Raw genomic sequence first — 16,445 nt, forward strand, 5'->3', positions numbered from 1 at the left:
ACCCTGCTAATGCTTGCTTGCCTAGGACTAACTGCGGGCTTAACTGCCTGCACGACTTCTACAGTAAGTTCTGATAAGGTTGATTACAAGTCGGGCGGTACTCAGCGCGGCCCCAACCTAGCCTATCCTCCTGATTTAGTTACTACGCAAGCCGATCGCCGTTATTTAGTACAGGACGGTAGCGCCACCATGTCTGATTACAACGCCATTCTAAAAAAGGGCGGAGAAGTACGTAAAACGCCTTTAACTGGAATTCCAGGTATGCGTATGGTGCGAGATGGCGACAGGCGTTGGCTCGTCATCGATAAACCAGCAGCCGAGCTTTATCCGCAAATTAAAGATTTTTGGCAAGAAAATGGGTTTTTATTATTAGTAGATTCGCCTACCACCGGCATTATGGAAACCGATTGGGTTGAAAATCGTGCCAAAATTCCGCAAGATTATTTACGCAGCCTATTAGGTGGTGTGCTCTCGAGTGTTTTTGATACTGGTGAGCGCGATAAATATAAAACGCGTTTAGAGGTTTTAAAGCCTGATCAGACAGAAATTTTTATTACCCATAAAGGCGCTTCAGAAGAGCCCGTCCGCGATAACAGTGGTGGTGTGATTTCAACCAAGTGGGTACCACGACCCAATGACCCTGATTTAGACGCTGCTTTTCTGGTCAGGCTGATGGAGCGTCTTGGTCATACGCAAGAACAAGCTAAAGCCCAGTTAGCAGCAGCTAGCTCACCCACCAATAAAGTGGTCAAAGCGAAACTTGCGCAAGATAGTAGTGGAGTAGCTGTGATTGAATTACCCTCGAGCTTTGATCGGGCTTGGCGCGATGTGGGCCTAGCGCTTGATCGGTCGAACTTTACGGTAATCGATCGTGATCGCTCAAAAGGAGTTTACTTTGTGCGCTACGTCAATACTAAAGATACTGGCGATGCTTCTAAGGGCTTCTTTTCTGGGCTTTTTAGTAGTAAAGATGAAGCTGCTTTACAAGCGAAGCAATATCGAATTTTTGTAAAGGCCAATGGCGCAGAGGCAAGTCAAGTATTTGCGCAAGATGCTGAAGGCAAACCAGAAAATTCTCCTGCTGGAATTCAATTGCTCACATTATTAGCTGAACAACTAGCGCGCTAATTTACTACTGATTTTGATTGGTATGAGATCGTAAAAAAAGCCGCTTACGCGGCTTTTTCGTTCTTCTGCAAGAAGATTACTTCTTTGCTTCAGGAGCAGCAGGAGCTGGAGCAGCAGGAGCGGCAGCAGCAGGAGCAGCATCAGCAGGAGCAGCAGCAGGAGCTGGAGCAGGCGCTGGTTTTGGTTCTTCTTTTTTGCCACAAGCAGCCAAAGCAACGGCTAACATAGCAGCAAGTAATAGTGACTTCTTCATTTGTAAGTTCCTTTAAAAAAAATTAACATCAATTACCGGTAATTGTTGTTGGAATCAGTTAAGGGTTACCCCTTAACAAATCCAGAAAACATTATAGCCATCATTGGGGGAATGGTTCAAAGATTAACCATCCGGCTTGATATGCGCTGTAGAGAGAATGGGCAGCTTGGCCTTGGGTAGGCCGGAGAATTAACCGCTGCTGAGCTGAGAGACTAAGGGTTTTGTTCGTTGCCAGCGCGCGCCATAACTGCTTGACTAGCGGGCTGGCGGTTTGGGTCATATTTTCGCCATTACAAAAAATATGCTGCTTGTCACAGATCATGCGGGTAAGTGGATGTAGATACAAAGAGCTTGTAGACAGCTTGCCAATAAATTGTGGGTAACTGAGGGGTTTTGCTGGGCCCGTAAAATATGCGCTGGGCTTGGGTTCGCTTAAATAGGCACTAATACCCTGTAAAAAATGATTAATATCATTTAAATCAAGGCTTTTCAGGCGTTTTTTCAATTGCTTAATTAGCTCTGGTGGTAGCACTTCGGGTTGCTTGGTGGCACCTTGCTGGGGATCGGCATAGTGTGTATTGAGCTCGGGTACCGAGTCTAGGGATTCAGCTAAGCGCCACAACCCCTCTTGGAGTAATTCTCGGTAGGTGGGTGCTCGAAAGCCAATTGACCAGGTTTGGCATGCTGGATCGAGCGCGACGCCATCATGTGCTGTATTTGGCGGTAAATAGAGCATATCGCCAGGCTCAAGCACCCATTCTTCTTGAGCCTTAAAGTGACGCAGAATTTTCAGTGGCAGCCCCGCTTTGAGTGTTAGATCACTTTGGGTGGAAATTGACCATTTTCTGCGGCCTGCCATTTGCAATAAAAACACATCATAGGAGTCAAAGTGGGGCCCCACGCCACCCCCGATACCGGCAAGGCTGATCATTAAATCGTCTAATCTGGCATCGGGTATAAAGCGAAACCAAGAAAGTACCTTTGCGGCAGCGGGGTGATGGGCCTCTACCCCTTGTATGAGCAGGGTCCAATTAGGGTCTTTAAGATTTGGTAAATGCTTGGCTTTGAGCGGCTCGGTACTGAGGTCATGAAGACGCCAGGGTTTAGAGCGAATTAAGCGGGCTTCACTTTCACCCTGACTGGCCATAGCCCAGAGTGCCTGGGCCGATATAGGACTATCGAGCGGGTTACCAAGGGCCTTAGCTTGCTGAAAAGCAGGAATAGCTCCCCGCACTAAGAGGGGGCGCTGATGCCAGTAATTGCGCATAAAGACTTGTGGGCTAAGGCCGCCCAAGAGGGGCCAAGCTTGCTTCAAGAGCAAGACTTCAGGCGCGCGGGGTGGTTGGTAGGGATTGCTCAAGTAAAATGAACTCAATTCTAATTTTTTAGCAAACTTATTAGCAAACTACGTATGAAGATCTCAAAAAATACTATTGTCTCGCTGCGTTACAAATTAACCGATGCACAAAATAATGTCATCGAAGAACCCGAAGCCCCGATGGTATACCTGCACGGGGGTTATGATGGCACTTTTCCAAAAATTGAAACCGCTTTAGATGGGCAAGATGTGGGGTATGAAACCACTTTGCAACTCGATCCTGGCGATGCATTTGGCGAATACGACCCTGAGTTATTAAAAATAGAGCCCCGTACGCGTTTTCCAGAGCCGCTTGAGGTAGGGATGCAATTTGAGGGTGTACCCGACGCAGATGACGTTTCGCTTGATGCCGAACAGGTTCATGAGGTGATAGATGATAGCGACGAAGAGGATCTTTCCGCAATGATTTATACCGTGACCGATGTTGCCGAGAATCAAGTGGTGCTGGATGGTAATCATCCCCTTGCTGGCATGGCGTTACGCTTTTGGTTGCAGGTAGAAGAAGTGCGAATTGCCACCGATGAGGAAATTCAAAATCGACACCCGCAAGGCGAGGAAGGTCTTGGCTTTGGGGTTTTGGATGAGGGTGACGATGAAATGGATGAAGATTATATTGGCGGCGCACAAAAAAAAGATGGCGCAAATCCGCACACCTTGCACTAAATAAAATCCGTCATATTTTATTCTTTCAGCCAGCGCTTAATTGCATCTAGCTCGCGCATCGCAGCGCCATCTTCAGAGCTAGGTGTTACCTGTGTAGGGGCGTGTCCTGTTAGTTTTGCCAAGGCTTCTTCTAAGGCTTGTATTTTTGTTTCTTGTAAGAGGGTGGCGTCAATCAGCCCTTTTAGCGCAAGTGACATGGGATCATCGGCATTGGGGGTGATTCCGTATGCAGAAAAATTAGCCTTACTCTCCATACTGCCAGCGTGAGGTAAGTCGGGGTGTAGGGTGCGGGCTGGCACACCAACGGCGGTTGCACCCGCCGGTATTTCTTTCAGCACGACAGCATTTGAGCCTATACGGGCGCCATCTCCCACCATAAACCCACCCAAGACCTTAGCGCCTGCGCTAACAACCACCCCCTTGCCTAGTGTGGGGTGACGTTTGACGCCTTTATAAAGTGAGGTGCCGCCTAAAGTAACGCCTTGATAAATTGTGCAATCGTCACCAATAACCGTGGTTTCGCCAATGACAATACCCAGGCCATGATCGAGGAAAACCCGGCGCCCAATTTTGACCCCAGGATGTATTTCAATGCCGGTAAGCCAACGCGCCAACATTGACCATAGGCGGGCGATTAATTTAAGTTCTACTTGCCAAAAAAAGTGCGCAACACGATGCAGCCATACCGCATGCAAACCAGGGTAGCAAAGTATTACCTCCAGCCGGTTTCGCGCTGCCGGATCACGGGCAATAATGGAATCGATTTCGTCGAAGAATGCGTTGGCCATAGTGAGAGTTTAATCGGAAGCGCTTATTTTTTTGTCAGCATCTGTTTGGCGATACCCCTTAATAAATCAATTTCCTCTTTATGCAGTTCGGCTCGTGCAAACAAGGCCTGTAAACGGGGCATTAGTTTTTTGGGCCGATCGGGGTCAAGGTAGCCAATAGATTCAAGGCCTTGGCGCCAATGCTCGGCCATAGCGGCCACTGCGGTGGGGTCGGCTAGATCACTGCTTGCTGCTTTGGGGTTTGAGCTGATTTTGTGGCGGGCTATTTCGGCTTGCAAAGACTGGCGCAGGGTATAGGCGCAGACCATTACGGCTTGCGCTAAATTCAAAGAGGGGTATGCCGGATTAGCATCTAAAAAGACTCGATGTGAACACAGTTTGAGGGCTTCATTATCTAGACCAGTTCTTTCTGTACCGAAAACCAAAGCCACTTGCTCTTCATTCATTAATAGTTGAGTCGCCCGTTGGCAAGCTTCTGGCCACGAAAGCGCTGGCGGCCCAAATTGGCGCTCTCGGCTAGTTAAACCTAGCACCAGCGAACAATTTTTGAGGGCTGGACCCAAGGTCGGTCTTTCGAGCGCTTGCTCTAATACGTCTTGAGCGCCACTGGCAAAGGCAATGGCCTCAGAGTGCTCGAACGGCTTATTTTGACGTGGGGCTATTAGCGTGAGGCGCTGAAAGCCCATGGTTTTTAGCGCCCGCGCGCTTGCGCCAATATTGCCAGGATGGCTGGTTTGGACCAAGACCCAATTTAGCGCATTAAATGCAGGATGTTCAGGTAGTGAGCTTAGCTGATGCAGCGGGTTAACCGCGTCACTATGGGTCGGTTGTGGAGTCATTGGGGGCATCTTGAGGTTCATTCTGCAGGTATTGCGTCCGATCGTTTAAGATGAGCGCTTCGCTTGTTATTGTCCCGCATTTTTTAGGGCACTTACAGGCTGGCTCTTATTTAATTTGCTCACACTAATCTTATGCATCCTATGTTGAATGTGGCCGTTAAGGCTGCCCGCCGTGCTGGAACTATTATTAACCGTGCCTCGCTGAACTTAGAGCGCTTGCAGGTTGATCGTAAACAACATAATGATTTTGTGACAGAAGTAGACCAACAAGCCGAAGCGGCCATTATTGAAACCTTAAGTGATGCCTACCCTGACCATGGTTTTTTGGCGGAAGAAACAGGTAGCCACAAACCCGATGCGGAATCAATTTGGATTATTGACCCCCTTGATGGCACCACCAATTTTATTCATGGCTTTCCGCAGTATGCAGTTTCAATTGCCTTAGCGGTTGCGGGAGTGACTCAGCAAGCAGTGGTATATGACCCCACTCGCGATGAATTATTTACTGCTACTAGGGGTAGCGGAGCGTATTTAAATCGCCGTCGTTTGCGGGTAGCAGCTGAAATCCGTTTGGCTAATGCTTTGCTGGGAACGGGCTTTCCTTACCGAGAAGATCAAGACCTTGAGAGCTACTTACGCATTTTTGCTGAGATGTCTCGGCAATGCGCTGGCTTGCGTCGGCCTGGTGCTGCTTCTTTAGATTTGGTTTATGTTGCTGCGGGTCGTTATGATGGATTTTTTGAAAGTGATTTAAAGCCCTGGGATATGGCAGCAGGCGCTTTAATTGTGGCCGAAGCAGGCGGCCTAGTGGGTACCTACTCGGGTGAAGAAGGTTTCTTGCAAAGTGGTGAGGTGATGGCGGCTAACCCTCGTTTATTTGCCCAGATGGCGCAAATTTTGCGACCTTATGCTAAAGCGCCAGAGGGCAATAGCGCCTTAAAACGGAGTTAGTTTTTACCCCTTAACTAAGTCTAGGTAGCGCACCCCATTAGCATCAATGCGTAGTGCACTAGCTTTAGGCAAGACGCTCTCGGGATGATCTAAATCCCAATCGGATAGCACCCAGCGTTGCCACTCCACTTGATTGAAGTTTTCATGATGTCGAGTGGGTAAATGCGTATGACCATGAATAAGCTGATCGATCTTAAATTGATCGACAAGGCTGGCACAGGCATGAAGAGTGACATCGACTTTCATTTGAGTGGATTCAGGCGCATAACGCGCAGCTCGCTGATACTGCGCGGTACTATTGCTTCGCAACTGCTGGGCTATAGTGCGACGCCAGTTGAGGGGCATTTTTAAAAATAGCTGTTGTAGCCAGGGTTTACGAACCCACTTACGAAAGAGTTGATACGCGTTATCGGCAGTGCATAAAATATCGCCATGGCTTAAGAGATATTCAGAGCCTGCTAAGACTACTTTACTTGGGTCGGGCAAGAGGGTCATACTGGTTTTCTTTAAAAAATCAGGACCAATTAAAAAATCGCGATTACCATGAAGATAGTAAATTTTTACACTGAGCGCCAAATTGGCCAAGGCATTTTTTATCTCTAGATGAAAAGGGGAGCGTAAGCTAGCATCATCGCCTACCCAATATTCAAAGAGATCGCCCAAAATAAAAACGGCTTCAACCGAGCGCGCCTCTTTTTCACAAAAATCAATCAACCGTTGCGCCGTTATTGGCATTGACGGCGTGAGATGGATATCGGAAATCAAGAGGGCGCTAGCGTAGCTTGGAATCATGCTGAAAATTTCTTAAAAAATGACTAGCTCGTGAATTAGTCTTCTAAAACCGTGGCTTTTTCAATCGTGACATCTTCGGTGGGTACATCTTGATGAAAACCAGCGGTACCCGTTTTGACTTTGCGAATGGCATCAACGACATCCATGCCGTCACAAACTTCGCCAAAGACTGCATAACCCCAGCCTTGCGCATTGGGTGCTGTATGGTTTAAGAAATCATTGTCATTCAAATTGATAAAAAATTGCGATGATGCCGAGTGGGGCTCGTTGGTGCGGGCCATTGCCACACTGCCGCGCAGATTTTTTAAGCCATTATTTGCTTCGTTTTCAATTTCAGCCAAGGTTGATTTTTGTTTTAGGCCAGTGGTCATGCCACCGCCTTGAATCATGAAATTATCGATAACGCGATGAAATATAGTGCCATCATAATGCCCACTTTTTACATATTGTAAAAAATTCGCCACGGTTTTTGGCGCTTTAGCAGCATCGAGAGATAAGGTGATATCGCCTTTATTTGTTTTGAGAAGAACTTTGGCCATTGCTTGGTGTACTTTCTAGAAGGTTAGGGGTTGAAGTGGCGGGTGCTGCAGTAACTGATGGTGATGTTGCTGGCGCAACTGAAGTTGTTGGGGTGGTGGCCGGTTTTGCTGCTGCCGCAGCTTGGGGCACTTTGACAACGGGCGGCTTCAGAATTTCTTGCAAGGCTTTATTACGACGCGCATTTTCCCGAATATTGGGTTGTAATTTCGCGGCTGCTTCATAGTTTTTAGCGGCTAAACGAATATAAATATCACCTGAGTTTGACAGGGCAGTAACGTAATCTGGACGCAGCTTCAGCGCTAATTCAAGATAATCGCGGGCATCAATCCATTGATCTTGGCTAGCCCCAATGGCCGCTAGATTATTGTAGGGCTCGGGTAACTCTGGAAATTGTTGGGTAATTTCAGTAAAGGTTTTTTTGGCAGCAGGAATATTGTGTAATTCAATTTGTAAGCGCGCCTTCAAAAAACGCAATTGCACATTACGTGGGTTCTTAATCAAGGTTAGGTCGATTTGATCAACCGCTGCTTTAAATTGTTTTGCTCTTACGAGCTTTTCAATTTGGGGTGGAATGCCATCTTTTGCAAGGGCATCGGGCTCGATAATTAAGAACGACAGGTAGGGTACGGCAATTGAATTAGCGATAGGGGCAGTTAGCGGATCAAACCCAGCGGTTGGGCTATAAGATGAGACCACTGGAGGGGGTGGAGTGGTAGTGCAGGCGCTCAAGAAAATTGCGCCAAGCAACACTGCAGCAGATATAAACCGTTGAACTAAGGAGAATAAACGCATGCTAGCCAACTTATTGATAAGGCACAGCGACAGAATCGGCCATTGAAGGTGGGCCATCATTAAAAGTAGCCTGAGGAATTGCATAAGTTGCATTTGGATCGCCATTAATACTGGCACAACCCCCTAAATTGAAAAGCAAGGTTCCGCAGACCGGCAAAAGGATTTTGCGGTACCAATAAAAGGGAGTTTTAGGAAGGGTGGGGAGGTGTGGGCTCATTCGATATACTCAGCAGTCTAACAAATTAGCGGAACCGATACCTTCGCTGCCTTTATGCTGCAAATCTATAACACCCTGAGCCGGTCGAAAGAGGTCTTTAAGCCGATTACCCCCCGCCACGTAAGCATCTATGTTTGCGGGATGACGGTTTACGATTATTGCCATCTGGGCCATGCGCGGGTGATGATTGTGTTTGACATTGTAGTGCGGTGGCTAATGACCTTGGGATACGAAGTGAATTATGTGCGCAATATCACGGATATTGATGACAAAATTATCCAACGTGCGCTAGAAAATAAAGAATCTATTTTAGCCTTAACTAATCGTTTTATTACTGCTATGCATGTCGATTCTGACCATTTAGGCTTATTGCAGCCGAATCATGAACCAAGAGCAACCGATTTTATTGCGCCAATGCAGGGCATGATTTCGCGTCTCATTGACCAACAATTGGCTTATCAAGGTGATGATGGCGATATTAACTTTTCTGTGCGTTCATTTCCAAAATATGGCCAACTTTCGGGCAAAGCCATCGATGATTTAAACGCAGGCGAGCGCGTGGCGATTGGCAGCGGTAAGCGTGATCCACTTGATTTTGTTTTATGGAAAAGTGCTAAGCCCGAAGAACCAAGCGATACTCGCTGGAAATCCCCTTGGGGGGAAGGACGACCCGGCTGGCATATTGAATGTTCGGCAATGTCTTGTGATCTTCTCGGACAACATTTTGATATTCATGGTGGCGGTGCTGATTTGCAATTTCCCCACCATGAAAATGAAATTGCCCAAAGTGAAGGGGCTATCTACGGTCAAAACCGTAAACCACTTGATCCCCCTTTTGTAAATTATTGGATGCATAACGGGCATATTCGCGTTAACAAAGAAAAAATGTCGAAATCTCTTGGCAATTTTTTTCTGATACGCGATGTGCTCGAGCAATTTGATCCCGAGGTGATCCGCTTTTTTATGCTTAAAGCGCATTACCGTAGCCCGATTAACTTTAGTGATTCGCAGTTAGAAGAGGCGCGGGCGGGTTTAAATCGTTTATATACTGCGCTGGTACAAACCCCCGGTTTTGTGGCAAAAAAAATGAATGGGTTGGGTGACCCAGCTAACGCTTGGGTTATGCGTTTTACCGCCGCCATGAACGATGACTTCAATACGCCCGAAGCCCTTGCTGTGCTATTTGATTTAGCAAGCGAGATTAACCGTGCACAAGGCGCTGAGCGCGTAATTTTGGCCCAACATTTACATCATTTAGCCGGTGTGTTGAATTTTTTACAAGGTGATCCCACAGCATTTTTACAAGGCGAGACTTTAGTTCAACAAAACCCTGACTCGGCTGGGCTTAGTGCAGAGTTGATTGAGACGCAAATTGCCGCAAGAAGCGCCGCCAAAGTGGCCCGTGACTTCACTCAAGCTGATACGATTCGGCAGCGTCTCTTAGCGCAAGGCATAGTTCTAGAAGATCAGGCTGGAGGGGTAACCACATGGCGCCGCGCGTAATTCAATCTAGTACCGCTAAAGTTGCAACTGCTATACCTCCCCTCAAAAAAAATCTAGTTAAATTACCGGTTAGAAAAAAAATCGCAGCAGATGCAGCCCCCGATTATTGGCAACAAGCTTGTACTGAGTTAATGCAACAAGATCGTATTTTGCGCAAGCTCATTCCGCGCTACGGTACTGGATTTTTAGTCACCCGCGGTGATGCTTTTAATACCTTAGCACGGGCGATTGTAGGTCAACAAATTTCGGTTGCAGCTGCCCAAGCAGTTTGGAATCGGTTGGTAACGAATTTAGAAAAAAAGGTCAATCCTGCGCAAGTTTTAGCTGTATCTAGTGAGCATTTGCGCAGCGCCGGATTATCAGGTCGGAAAGTAGAGTACATCCGTGATTTAGCCAGTCATTTTCATGAGGGGCGTTTACATGCCAAACAATGGCAAGCAATGGATGATGAAAGCGTGATTCGGGAATTAACCGATATTCGGGGAATTGGGCGGTGGACTGCAGAAATGTTTTTGATGTTTAATCTGATTCGGCCCAATGTATTGCCTTTAGATGATGTGGGCTTAATTCGGGCAATTTCCTTAAATTATTTCAGTGGCGAGCCTGTTAGTCGCCATGAAATGCGCGAGGTAGGCGAAAACTGGGCGCCATGGCGTACAGTAGCTACTTGGTATATGTGGCGCAGTATCGACCCAATTCCCGTGGAATATTAGAATTCAGCAATGAAAATCACTTTTTTAGACTTTGAACAATCGATTGGTGAGTTAGAAGCCAAAATTGAAGAATTGCGTTTTGTGCAAGATGAGTCAGCTGTTGATATTTCAGCCGAAATTAAAACGCTAGCTGAAAAAAGCCAGCAACTCACTAAAGATATTTATGCCAATTTAAGCCCTTGGCAAGTATCCCAAGTGGCACGGCATCCCCAACGACCCTACACTTTAGACTATATCAACGCCTTATTTACCGATTTTCGGGAGCTACATGGCGACCGCACCTTTGCCGACGACAAATCGATTATTGGCGGCTTAGGGCGCTTTAATGACACCGCTTGTCTGATTATTGGTCATCAAAAAGGCCGCGATACAAAAGAACGGGCTTTACGTAATTTTGGCATGAGTAAGCCCGAAGGCTATCGCAAAGCCATGCGCTTAATGCGCTTAGCCGAAAAATTTAAATTACCAGTATTTACATTTGTTGATACGCCAGGCGCTTTCCCTGGTATTGATGCCGAAGAGCGCAATCAATCGGAGGCGATTGGCAGAAATTTATATACCCAAGCTGAGTTAACGGTGCCAATTATTTCTACCATTATTGGCGAGGGCGGATCGGGAGGGGCTTTAGCGATTGCCATGGGTGATGTAGTTTTGATGTTGCAATATTCAACTTATTCGGTAATTTCACCAGAAGGCTGTGCTTCTATATTATGGAAAACGGCTGAGAAAGCCCCTGAAGCTGCTGAGCAATTAGCCCTTACAGCGCAACGCCTCAAGGCCCTAGGCTTAATTGATCGGATTGTGAGCGAACCGGTAGGTGGCGCTCATCGTGATTATGAAAACATGATGACGGCCATGCGTAAAGCTTTAAGTGAATCTTTAAAGATTTTTGAATCAATGGGAAAAAAAGAACTTCTCGAGCGTCGGCATGAGCGTTTAATGAGCTATGGCAAATTCAAGGAAGCTGAACCCAAAGCCACCTAGCCGACGTAGTAGTCAGGTTATCAAGCCTCAACTACCGCGCAGCCAAGATACAGTGATTGGCATTGCTTTAAGTGGTGGGCTCGACTCCATGGTGCTATTTGATGCAGTCATACGCAATCTTGCTGCTTTGAAGACTGATAAGAAGGGCACATCAATTCCAATATGGGTTTTTCATATTCACCATGGCTTGCAAAAATCAGCTGATGCTTGGCTAGATTTTTGTGCCCTAGCTGCGCAGCGTAAAAAAGTTCATTTCGACTTCCGTTTATTGCAATTGCCTGCAAATACCAATGAGGCAAAAGCCCGTCTGGCCCGTTATGAAGCTTTAGCTGATTTATGCGCGGTGCATGGGGTAAGTGACTTATTGCTCGCCCATCATCAAAATGATCAAGCCGAAACCGTGCTCTTGCAATTACTACGTGGTGCAGGGGTACGTGGTTTGGCGGGTATGCCCATGATGCGAAACATGACCAAAGTAGAGCCCAATACTCAGACCAAACCCATTACCTTATGGCGACCGTTACTTGATTTATCGCGCGCAGAATTAGAAGCTTATGCCCAGCAACACCGCCTTAAGTGGGTGGAAGATCCCTCGAACCGTAGTTTGGTTTATCGCCGCAATGCGGTGCGTCATTCACTGCTGCCAAAGCTAGAGCAAGTGCAGCCAGGCGCAATTGCAAATTTAGCGCGCAGTGCAAAATTGTTAAGCGACTCGCAGCATTTATTAGAGCGCTTAGCGCAACTAGACGGCGCGGAAATTTTGCAAAGCTCAAAAACTGCCCCATTGACAACAGGATTAAAAGTAAAACCATTATTGGATTTATATCTAAAGGATGCTTCGGCGGCGAATAATGTCGTGCGTTATTGGTTGCTACAACTGGGTTTAGCAATGCCATCCTTAGAGCGTTTGCAATCGTGGTGGCTAGACTTACAACGCGCACGCAGTGATGCACGCTTGAAGTTCCTGCATGCTGGTGGGGAAATTCGTTTATGGCGTGGACAATTAATTTATGAGGCCACATCAAATCAGCAAAATAGTGATAAAGCTTTCGCAGGGAAGTGGGTTTTTTTACCTGTACCCTTGCGCAGTAAGCGATTAGGTTTAGCAGCGGCATGGGTGCAAGAAGCGCAGCTGACTGGAGCGATTGAATACCGTTTACGCAAAGGCGGAGAGCGTTTTCAAAAAACGGCTCGTGGTGCGACTAAAACGCTGAAAAATTTGTTTCAAGAAGACGCTATTCCGCCCTGGCAACGTCAGGCCCCTTTACTCTTTATTGCCAATGAACTCGTAGCAGTTGCGGGAATTGGGGTGAATCATCCGCATTTAGTGGCTACAGGCAACCGGGTTTGGCCCGAGTGGCAAGCTTGAAGACTTTGGCTGGAGCGCTGCAAACCTTGTAAAATAAAGCCTTTAAGCAAGCTTTCTACCTTCTTTTATGGCAATTATTGTTCACAAGTACGGCGGCACATCGATGGGCTCGGTTGAGCGCATTCAGAATGTGGCCAAGCGCGTAGCTAAATGGATGCGAGCTGGCCACCAAGTGGTGGTGGTGCCATCGGCTATGTCGGGCGAAACCAATCGCTTGTTGGGTTTAGCTAAAGATATTCACCCCAATCCTAATCCGCGTGAGTTAGATCAAATTGCCTCGACCGGTGAGCAGGTGAGCTCGGGTTTATTAGCCCTAGCTTTGCACCGTGAAGGTATTGATGCGGTTAGTTATGCAGGCTGGCAAGTGACGATTCATACTGATTCTGCTTTTACAAAAGCCCGCATTATGGGTATTGAAGATGAAAAAATTCGGGCCGATTTGAATTTAGGTAAAGCGGTAGTGATTACCGGTTTTCAGGGGGTCGATCCGCACGGTAACATCACTACTTTAGGTCGCGGTGGCTCTGATACTTCCGCGGTAGCAGTGGCTGCGGCACTGAAGGCAGAAGAATGTTTAATTTATACCGATGTTGATGGGGTCTATACCACCGACCCCCGAGTTTGCGAAGATGCACGCCGCCTCGATAAAATTACCTTTGAAGAAATGCTGGAAATGGCAAGCTTAGGTTCGAAGGTATTGCAAATTCGTTCTGTTGAATTTGCTGGCAAGTACCAAGTTAAAACTCGGGTTTTGTCTTCCTTGACAGACCCCTTAATTGCGCTTGAACAAGAAATGAAGTCGGGTACATTAATTACATTTGAAGAGGACAGCACCATGGAAGCCGCCGTTATTTCGGGTATTGCATTTGCACGCGATGAAGCCAAAATTACTGTCTTAAGTGTGCCCGATCGTCCTGGTATTGCGTATCAAATTTTAGGCCCTATTGCCGATGCGAATATTGATGTTGACATGATTATTCAAAATCAATCGGTTGATGGTAAAACTGACTTCACTTTTACAGTACCGAGGGCTGAATATCAAAAAGCGATTGATTTACTAAAAAACTCAGTACAGGCGCATATCGGCGCCAAAGAAATTACTGGTGATCCCAAAGTTTCCAAGGTGTCGGTAGTGGGCGTTGGCATGCGTTCGCATGTTGGGGTTGCCAGTAAAATGTTCCGTACGCTTTCGGAAGAGGGTATTAATATCCTAATGATCTCTACTAGTGAAATTAAAATTTCGGTGGTGGTTGATGAAAAATACATGGAATTAGCCGTGCGGGCTTTGCACAAATCATTTGAGTTAGATCAGGCTTAGTTTTACTTTGGTTAAGAGGCTGTTGAAGGCCCAGTGAGGCCACATTTGGCTGTTTTACCAACACTCCGTTAAACTAGCGGCTGTTGTAATTTTTGTGACTGAATACGGAGACGTGGCCGAGCTGGTCGAAGGCACTCCCCTGCTAAGGGAGCATCGGGGCTAAAACTCTGATCGGAGGTTCGAATCCTCTCGTCTCCGCCATAGACGTATATATAATAAGCCATAACGGGTTTTTTTCTTTTCTACCTACCCAATTAAATACCCAAAAGAAAAAGAGCCATTCCTCGAATCGTGCCCTAGTGAGCGGCTTTTTTCTAGCTTATCCTTTGATGGCTAGGCCGCTGTTCTACTATGGCGAACTTCATCCACAGCCGCTGCTTCAAAGTCCCTACTGCGCTGTAGTTCTTATTCTTTTGCTTCTCCTACATACTGGAATGACTATGCCGTCCTTTATGAGGCACCCAAAATGGGGTTGCTTGAAGAGCTGGGTTTTCACCTTTCCAGCGTTCTCAACATCACTTAGACCTTTTTTACTCATCTAGCTAATGTAACGAAGTAGGGGGAGGCACCCATTTAGTTTATTTGGATCAAATTGAACGACCCCCCCATCCCCTAATTTAGGCTAGATGGGACCCGCTTTACCCTTTACACTTGAATTTGCTCAAATGATTCTAGTTTTTATAGATTTTTAAAATGAAAAAAATATTTCTAATGCACCGCCCCCATTATTTTTTTGCGTGTATTTTTTTATTGGGATTAGCTGGCTGTTCGCCAAAAACATACGAAGATTGCTTGTTAGAAAAAATTAAGCCCGGAATGTCAGAGCAAGCAATTAACGCTGTTACATACGCTTGTACCGGAAAAGATTACTCCACCAAAAGTTCAGAAAAACCATGTTCTTTGACGACTATCACCCAGAGCGAAAAGAACCAGCTTAAGCTCAAAGCTGAAACTCACAAAGAAAACCGGGAGGCCAGGTTAACGGTTTACAACGGAAACATTAAGGCTATTCAGAATATTTCGGTGACATTTTTTATAGATGGGGGCAGCCCTGTTACTTATAAAATCCCTTCGAGCTATCTGGGATCTCAGTCGGAAAAAATTTTTTATCAGTCGATAGCGTCAATTGATCCTGATGGCATAACCAATGTTAGTGTAAGCGCTGAAATCTGCCAGCAATAGATTAAATAATATGGGCGATTATTACAACTTCAAATGTGACGACTGTGGGTTTACTGCCCAATGTTCGCACGGTAGGGATAGGGGGTTTATAGCGGTCGTCCAACCTTTATTTTGCAGTAAATGCAAGGCCCTTAAAAACATTCGTATTGGCAGCTATGTAACTGATAAATCCCAATATACGGGATATAGGGTCGAAGATGTGATGCCAGTTTGTGATGAATGTAACGAATCTAAGAATTTAGTCTTATGGGATGGGATGACTTGTCCGGTATGTCAAAAGAGTCCACTATGGATGAAAGATGCATTAATTTGCTGGGATTGATGGGTCGCTACCTATATAAATATACAAAAATATAATGATCAGCCTTTACTTCGAAATCCCTGTGATGATTGGGCTAATCAGACGGTTAATGAGATAGCAATTAACCATGATGTCTCAGTTAAGAGGGCCACCTTAATAATGCTCGAATGCCTTATTGAAAATATATCCCAAAAAGCCAACGATCAAAGCTATTTAGATGATATGTTTGGAGAATATTTTGAACGGATAGTCTATGCCCCGCAGATGGTAGCTAAGCAATATAAGCAAGGGGGCAATACATACCCAATGATTCAAATTTCAACTAATTATTGTATTCATAGAATGACTGGGGATCACTGGCCAATAACGGAAGAGTTAATAAGCTACTTTGGCAGAAAAATTGAAGAGTCGTTTGGACTTGAATTTCTTAACTATAAATGGGCAGGTCGCCAAAAATGGCTTAACTCGAAGCAAACTGAGCTTTGGGCTGCTAATTGGTAAATACGGCTAAAAAAGAAACCAAATAAGCCACTAAAGAACTAACCAAAAGTACTAAGATGTAAGTAGTCACCTTAATTTTTTTACGGTCAAAGGAGTCATCTCATGAGAGGGTGTCCCATATTTTGTGTAAACGGGGTTCGTTTACTACAGAGGGATTCTCTCCTCATACTTAATACTAAACTGATTTAATGCACCCTTCCAATCTCTGATGGGCATACTCCACTTTTGGCTGA

Annotated in this window: 18 protein-coding genes and 1 tRNA gene; 11 read left to right on the forward strand and 8 right to left on the reverse strand. The window is 46.0% G+C overall.

What is annotated here, in order from left to right; all coding sequences use genetic code 11:
* The first annotated feature begins 9 nt into the window (after positions 1–9).
* Positions 10–1,128, forward strand: coding sequence for an outer membrane protein assembly factor BamC (gene bamC, locus LZG75_RS08065; RefSeq protein WP_233937180.1), 1,119 nt, complete (start codon positions 10–12; stop codon positions 1,126–1,128).
* Positions 1,129–1,204: 76 nt separating this feature from the next.
* Here bamC and LZG75_RS08070 read toward each other — a convergent pair whose 3' ends face one another.
* Entirely contained in the window at positions 1,205–1,381 is a 177-nt protein-coding gene (locus tag LZG75_RS08070; protein WP_233923497.1) for a hypothetical protein, read from the reverse strand.
* Positions 1,382–1,481: 100 nt separating this feature from the next.
* A complete protein-coding gene (locus tag LZG75_RS08075) occupies positions 1,482–2,756 on the reverse strand; it encodes a cupin domain-containing protein (protein WP_233937183.1) in 1,275 nt (424 codons plus the stop codon).
* Between the two features lie 36 nt (positions 2,757–2,792).
* Between LZG75_RS08075 and LZG75_RS08080 the strand changes: the two genes are divergently transcribed.
* Entirely contained in the window at positions 2,793–3,422 is a 630-nt protein-coding gene (locus LZG75_RS08080) for a peptidylprolyl isomerase (protein WP_233937185.1), read from the forward strand.
* Positions 3,423–3,439: 17 nt separating this feature from the next.
* Here LZG75_RS08080 and cysE read toward each other — a convergent pair whose 3' ends face one another.
* Both cysE and LZG75_RS08090 read right to left on the reverse strand, forming a co-directional pair.
* Positions 3,440–4,210, reverse strand: a complete 771-nt coding sequence (cysE, locus tag LZG75_RS08085) for a serine O-acetyltransferase (RefSeq protein WP_233923494.1) — start codon at positions 4,208–4,210, stop codon at positions 3,440–3,442.
* A 23-nt stretch (positions 4,211–4,233) separates the two neighbouring features.
* Entirely contained in the window at positions 4,234–5,058 is an 825-nt protein-coding gene (locus LZG75_RS08090; protein ID WP_233923493.1) for an RNA methyltransferase, read from the reverse strand.
* Between the two features lie 123 nt (positions 5,059–5,181).
* On the opposite strand from LZG75_RS08090, the gene LZG75_RS08095 reads away from it, so the two are divergent.
* The gene (locus LZG75_RS08095) at positions 5,182–6,000 is read left to right on the forward strand and encodes an inositol monophosphatase family protein (protein WP_233923492.1); all 819 of its coding nucleotides are present in this window, start codon (positions 5,182–5,184) and stop codon (positions 5,998–6,000) included.
* Positions 6,001–6,003: 3 nt separating this feature from the next.
* On the opposite strand, the gene LZG75_RS08100 is transcribed toward LZG75_RS08095, so the two are convergent.
* From LZG75_RS08100 to LZG75_RS08115, 4 genes are read right to left on the reverse strand one after another with little or no spacing between them, the layout of a single operon-like run.
* Entirely contained in the window at positions 6,004–6,792 is a 789-nt protein-coding gene (locus LZG75_RS08100; RefSeq protein WP_233937191.1) for a UDP-2,3-diacylglucosamine diphosphatase, read from the reverse strand.
* 35 nt (positions 6,793–6,827) lie between these two features.
* Complete coding sequence (locus LZG75_RS08105) at positions 6,828–7,331, reverse strand: peptidylprolyl isomerase (RefSeq protein ID WP_233937192.1); 504 nt, start codon at positions 7,329–7,331, stop codon at positions 6,828–6,830.
* Positions 7,303–8,181, reverse strand: a complete 879-nt coding sequence (locus LZG75_RS08110; RefSeq protein ID WP_233937193.1) for a tetratricopeptide repeat protein — start codon at positions 8,179–8,181, stop codon at positions 7,303–7,305. The genes LZG75_RS08105 and LZG75_RS08110 overlap by 29 nt, the downstream gene beginning before the upstream one ends.
* Positions 8,135–8,341 carry a hypothetical protein gene (locus tag LZG75_RS08115; RefSeq protein ID WP_233923488.1) on the reverse strand — a complete coding sequence of 69 codons (207 nt, stop codon included), beginning with the start codon at positions 8,339–8,341 and terminating at the stop codon, positions 8,135–8,137. Before LZG75_RS08115 ends, LZG75_RS08110 begins: the two co-directional genes overlap by 47 nt.
* A 54-nt stretch (positions 8,342–8,395) precedes the next feature.
* Between LZG75_RS08115 and cysS the strand changes: the two genes are divergently transcribed.
* From cysS to LZG75_RS08155, 8 genes are all read left to right on the forward strand, one after another.
* Entirely contained in the window at positions 8,396–9,844 is a 1,449-nt protein-coding gene (gene cysS / locus LZG75_RS08120) for a cysteine--tRNA ligase (protein ID WP_233937194.1), read from the forward strand.
* The gene (locus tag LZG75_RS08125; protein WP_233923486.1) at positions 9,829–10,557 is read left to right on the forward strand and encodes a DNA-3-methyladenine glycosylase; all 729 of its coding nucleotides are present in this window, start codon (positions 9,829–9,831) and stop codon (positions 10,555–10,557) included. Before cysS ends, LZG75_RS08125 begins: the two co-directional genes overlap by 16 nt.
* Positions 10,558–10,566: 9 nt before the next feature.
* The gene (locus tag LZG75_RS08130) at positions 10,567–11,541 is read left to right on the forward strand and encodes an acetyl-CoA carboxylase carboxyltransferase subunit alpha (RefSeq protein ID WP_233923485.1); all 975 of its coding nucleotides are present in this window, start codon (positions 10,567–10,569) and stop codon (positions 11,539–11,541) included.
* Positions 11,504–12,910 carry a tRNA lysidine(34) synthetase TilS gene (tilS, locus tag LZG75_RS08135; protein WP_233937195.1) on the forward strand — a complete coding sequence of 469 codons (1,407 nt, stop codon included), beginning with the start codon at positions 11,504–11,506 and terminating at the stop codon, positions 12,908–12,910. The genes LZG75_RS08130 and tilS overlap by 38 nt, the downstream gene beginning before the upstream one ends.
* Before the next feature lie 67 nt (positions 12,911–12,977).
* Positions 12,978–14,228, forward strand: a complete 1,251-nt coding sequence (locus tag LZG75_RS08140) for an aspartate kinase (protein ID WP_233937196.1) — start codon at positions 12,978–12,980, stop codon at positions 14,226–14,228.
* Between the two features lie 106 nt (positions 14,229–14,334).
* A tRNA-Ser gene (locus LZG75_RS08145) sits at positions 14,335–14,429 on the forward strand.
* A 492-nt stretch (positions 14,430–14,921) separates the two neighbouring features.
* A complete protein-coding gene (locus LZG75_RS08150) occupies positions 14,922–15,410 on the forward strand; it encodes a hypothetical protein (protein ID WP_233937197.1) in 489 nt (162 codons plus the stop codon).
* Positions 15,411–15,933: 523 nt separating this feature from the next.
* The gene (locus tag LZG75_RS08155) at positions 15,934–16,212 is read left to right on the forward strand and encodes a hypothetical protein (RefSeq protein ID WP_233937198.1); all 279 of its coding nucleotides are present in this window, start codon (positions 15,934–15,936) and stop codon (positions 16,210–16,212) included.
* Positions 16,213–16,445: the final 233 nt, after the last annotated feature.

This window comes from Polynucleobacter sp. IMCC30063, assembly GCF_021395235.1.
Taxonomy (GTDB): domain Bacteria; phylum Pseudomonadota; class Gammaproteobacteria; order Burkholderiales; family Burkholderiaceae; genus Polynucleobacter.

Coding starts and splice junctions, on each gene's coding strand:
- bamC (WP_233937180.1), top strand. CDS start 10: ATGCTTGCTTGCCTAGGACTAACTGCGGGCTTAACTGCCTGCACGACT.
- LZG75_RS08070 (WP_233923497.1), bottom strand. CDS start 1,381: ATGAAGAAGTCACTATTACTTGCTGCTATGTTAGCCGTTGCTTTGGCT.
- LZG75_RS08080 (WP_233937185.1), top strand. CDS start 2,793: ATGAAGATCTCAAAAAATACTATTGTCTCGCTGCGTTACAAATTAACC.
- cysE (WP_233923494.1), bottom strand. CDS start 4,210: ATGGCCAACGCATTCTTCGACGAAATCGATTCCATTATTGCCCGTGAT.
- LZG75_RS08090 (WP_233923493.1), bottom strand. CDS start 5,058: ATGCCCCCAATGACTCCACAACCGACCCATAGTGACGCGGTTAACCCG.
- LZG75_RS08095 (WP_233923492.1), top strand. CDS start 5,182: ATGCATCCTATGTTGAATGTGGCCGTTAAGGCTGCCCGCCGTGCTGGA.
- LZG75_RS08100 (WP_233937191.1), bottom strand. CDS start 6,792: ATGATTCCAAGCTACGCTAGCGCCCTCTTGATTTCCGATATCCATCTC.
- LZG75_RS08105 (WP_233937192.1), bottom strand. CDS start 7,331: ATGGCCAAAGTTCTTCTCAAAACAAATAAAGGCGATATCACCTTATCT.
- LZG75_RS08110 (WP_233937193.1), bottom strand. CDS start 8,181: ATGGCCCACCTTCAATGGCCGATTCTGTCGCTGTGCCTTATCAATAAG.
- LZG75_RS08115 (WP_233923488.1), bottom strand. CDS start 8,341: ATGAGCCCACACCTCCCCACCCTTCCTAAAACTCCCTTTTATTGGTAC.
- cysS (WP_233937194.1), top strand. CDS start 8,396: ATGCTGCAAATCTATAACACCCTGAGCCGGTCGAAAGAGGTCTTTAAG.
- LZG75_RS08125 (WP_233923486.1), top strand. CDS start 9,829: ATGGCGCCGCGCGTAATTCAATCTAGTACCGCTAAAGTTGCAACTGCT.
- LZG75_RS08130 (WP_233923485.1), top strand. CDS start 10,567: ATGAAAATCACTTTTTTAGACTTTGAACAATCGATTGGTGAGTTAGAA.
- tilS (WP_233937195.1), top strand. CDS start 11,504: ATGGCAAATTCAAGGAAGCTGAACCCAAAGCCACCTAGCCGACGTAGT.
- LZG75_RS08140 (WP_233937196.1), top strand. CDS start 12,978: ATGGCAATTATTGTTCACAAGTACGGCGGCACATCGATGGGCTCGGTT.
- LZG75_RS08150 (WP_233937197.1), top strand. CDS start 14,922: ATGAAAAAAATATTTCTAATGCACCGCCCCCATTATTTTTTTGCGTGT.
- LZG75_RS08155 (WP_233937198.1), top strand. CDS start 15,934: ATGTTTGGAGAATATTTTGAACGGATAGTCTATGCCCCGCAGATGGTA.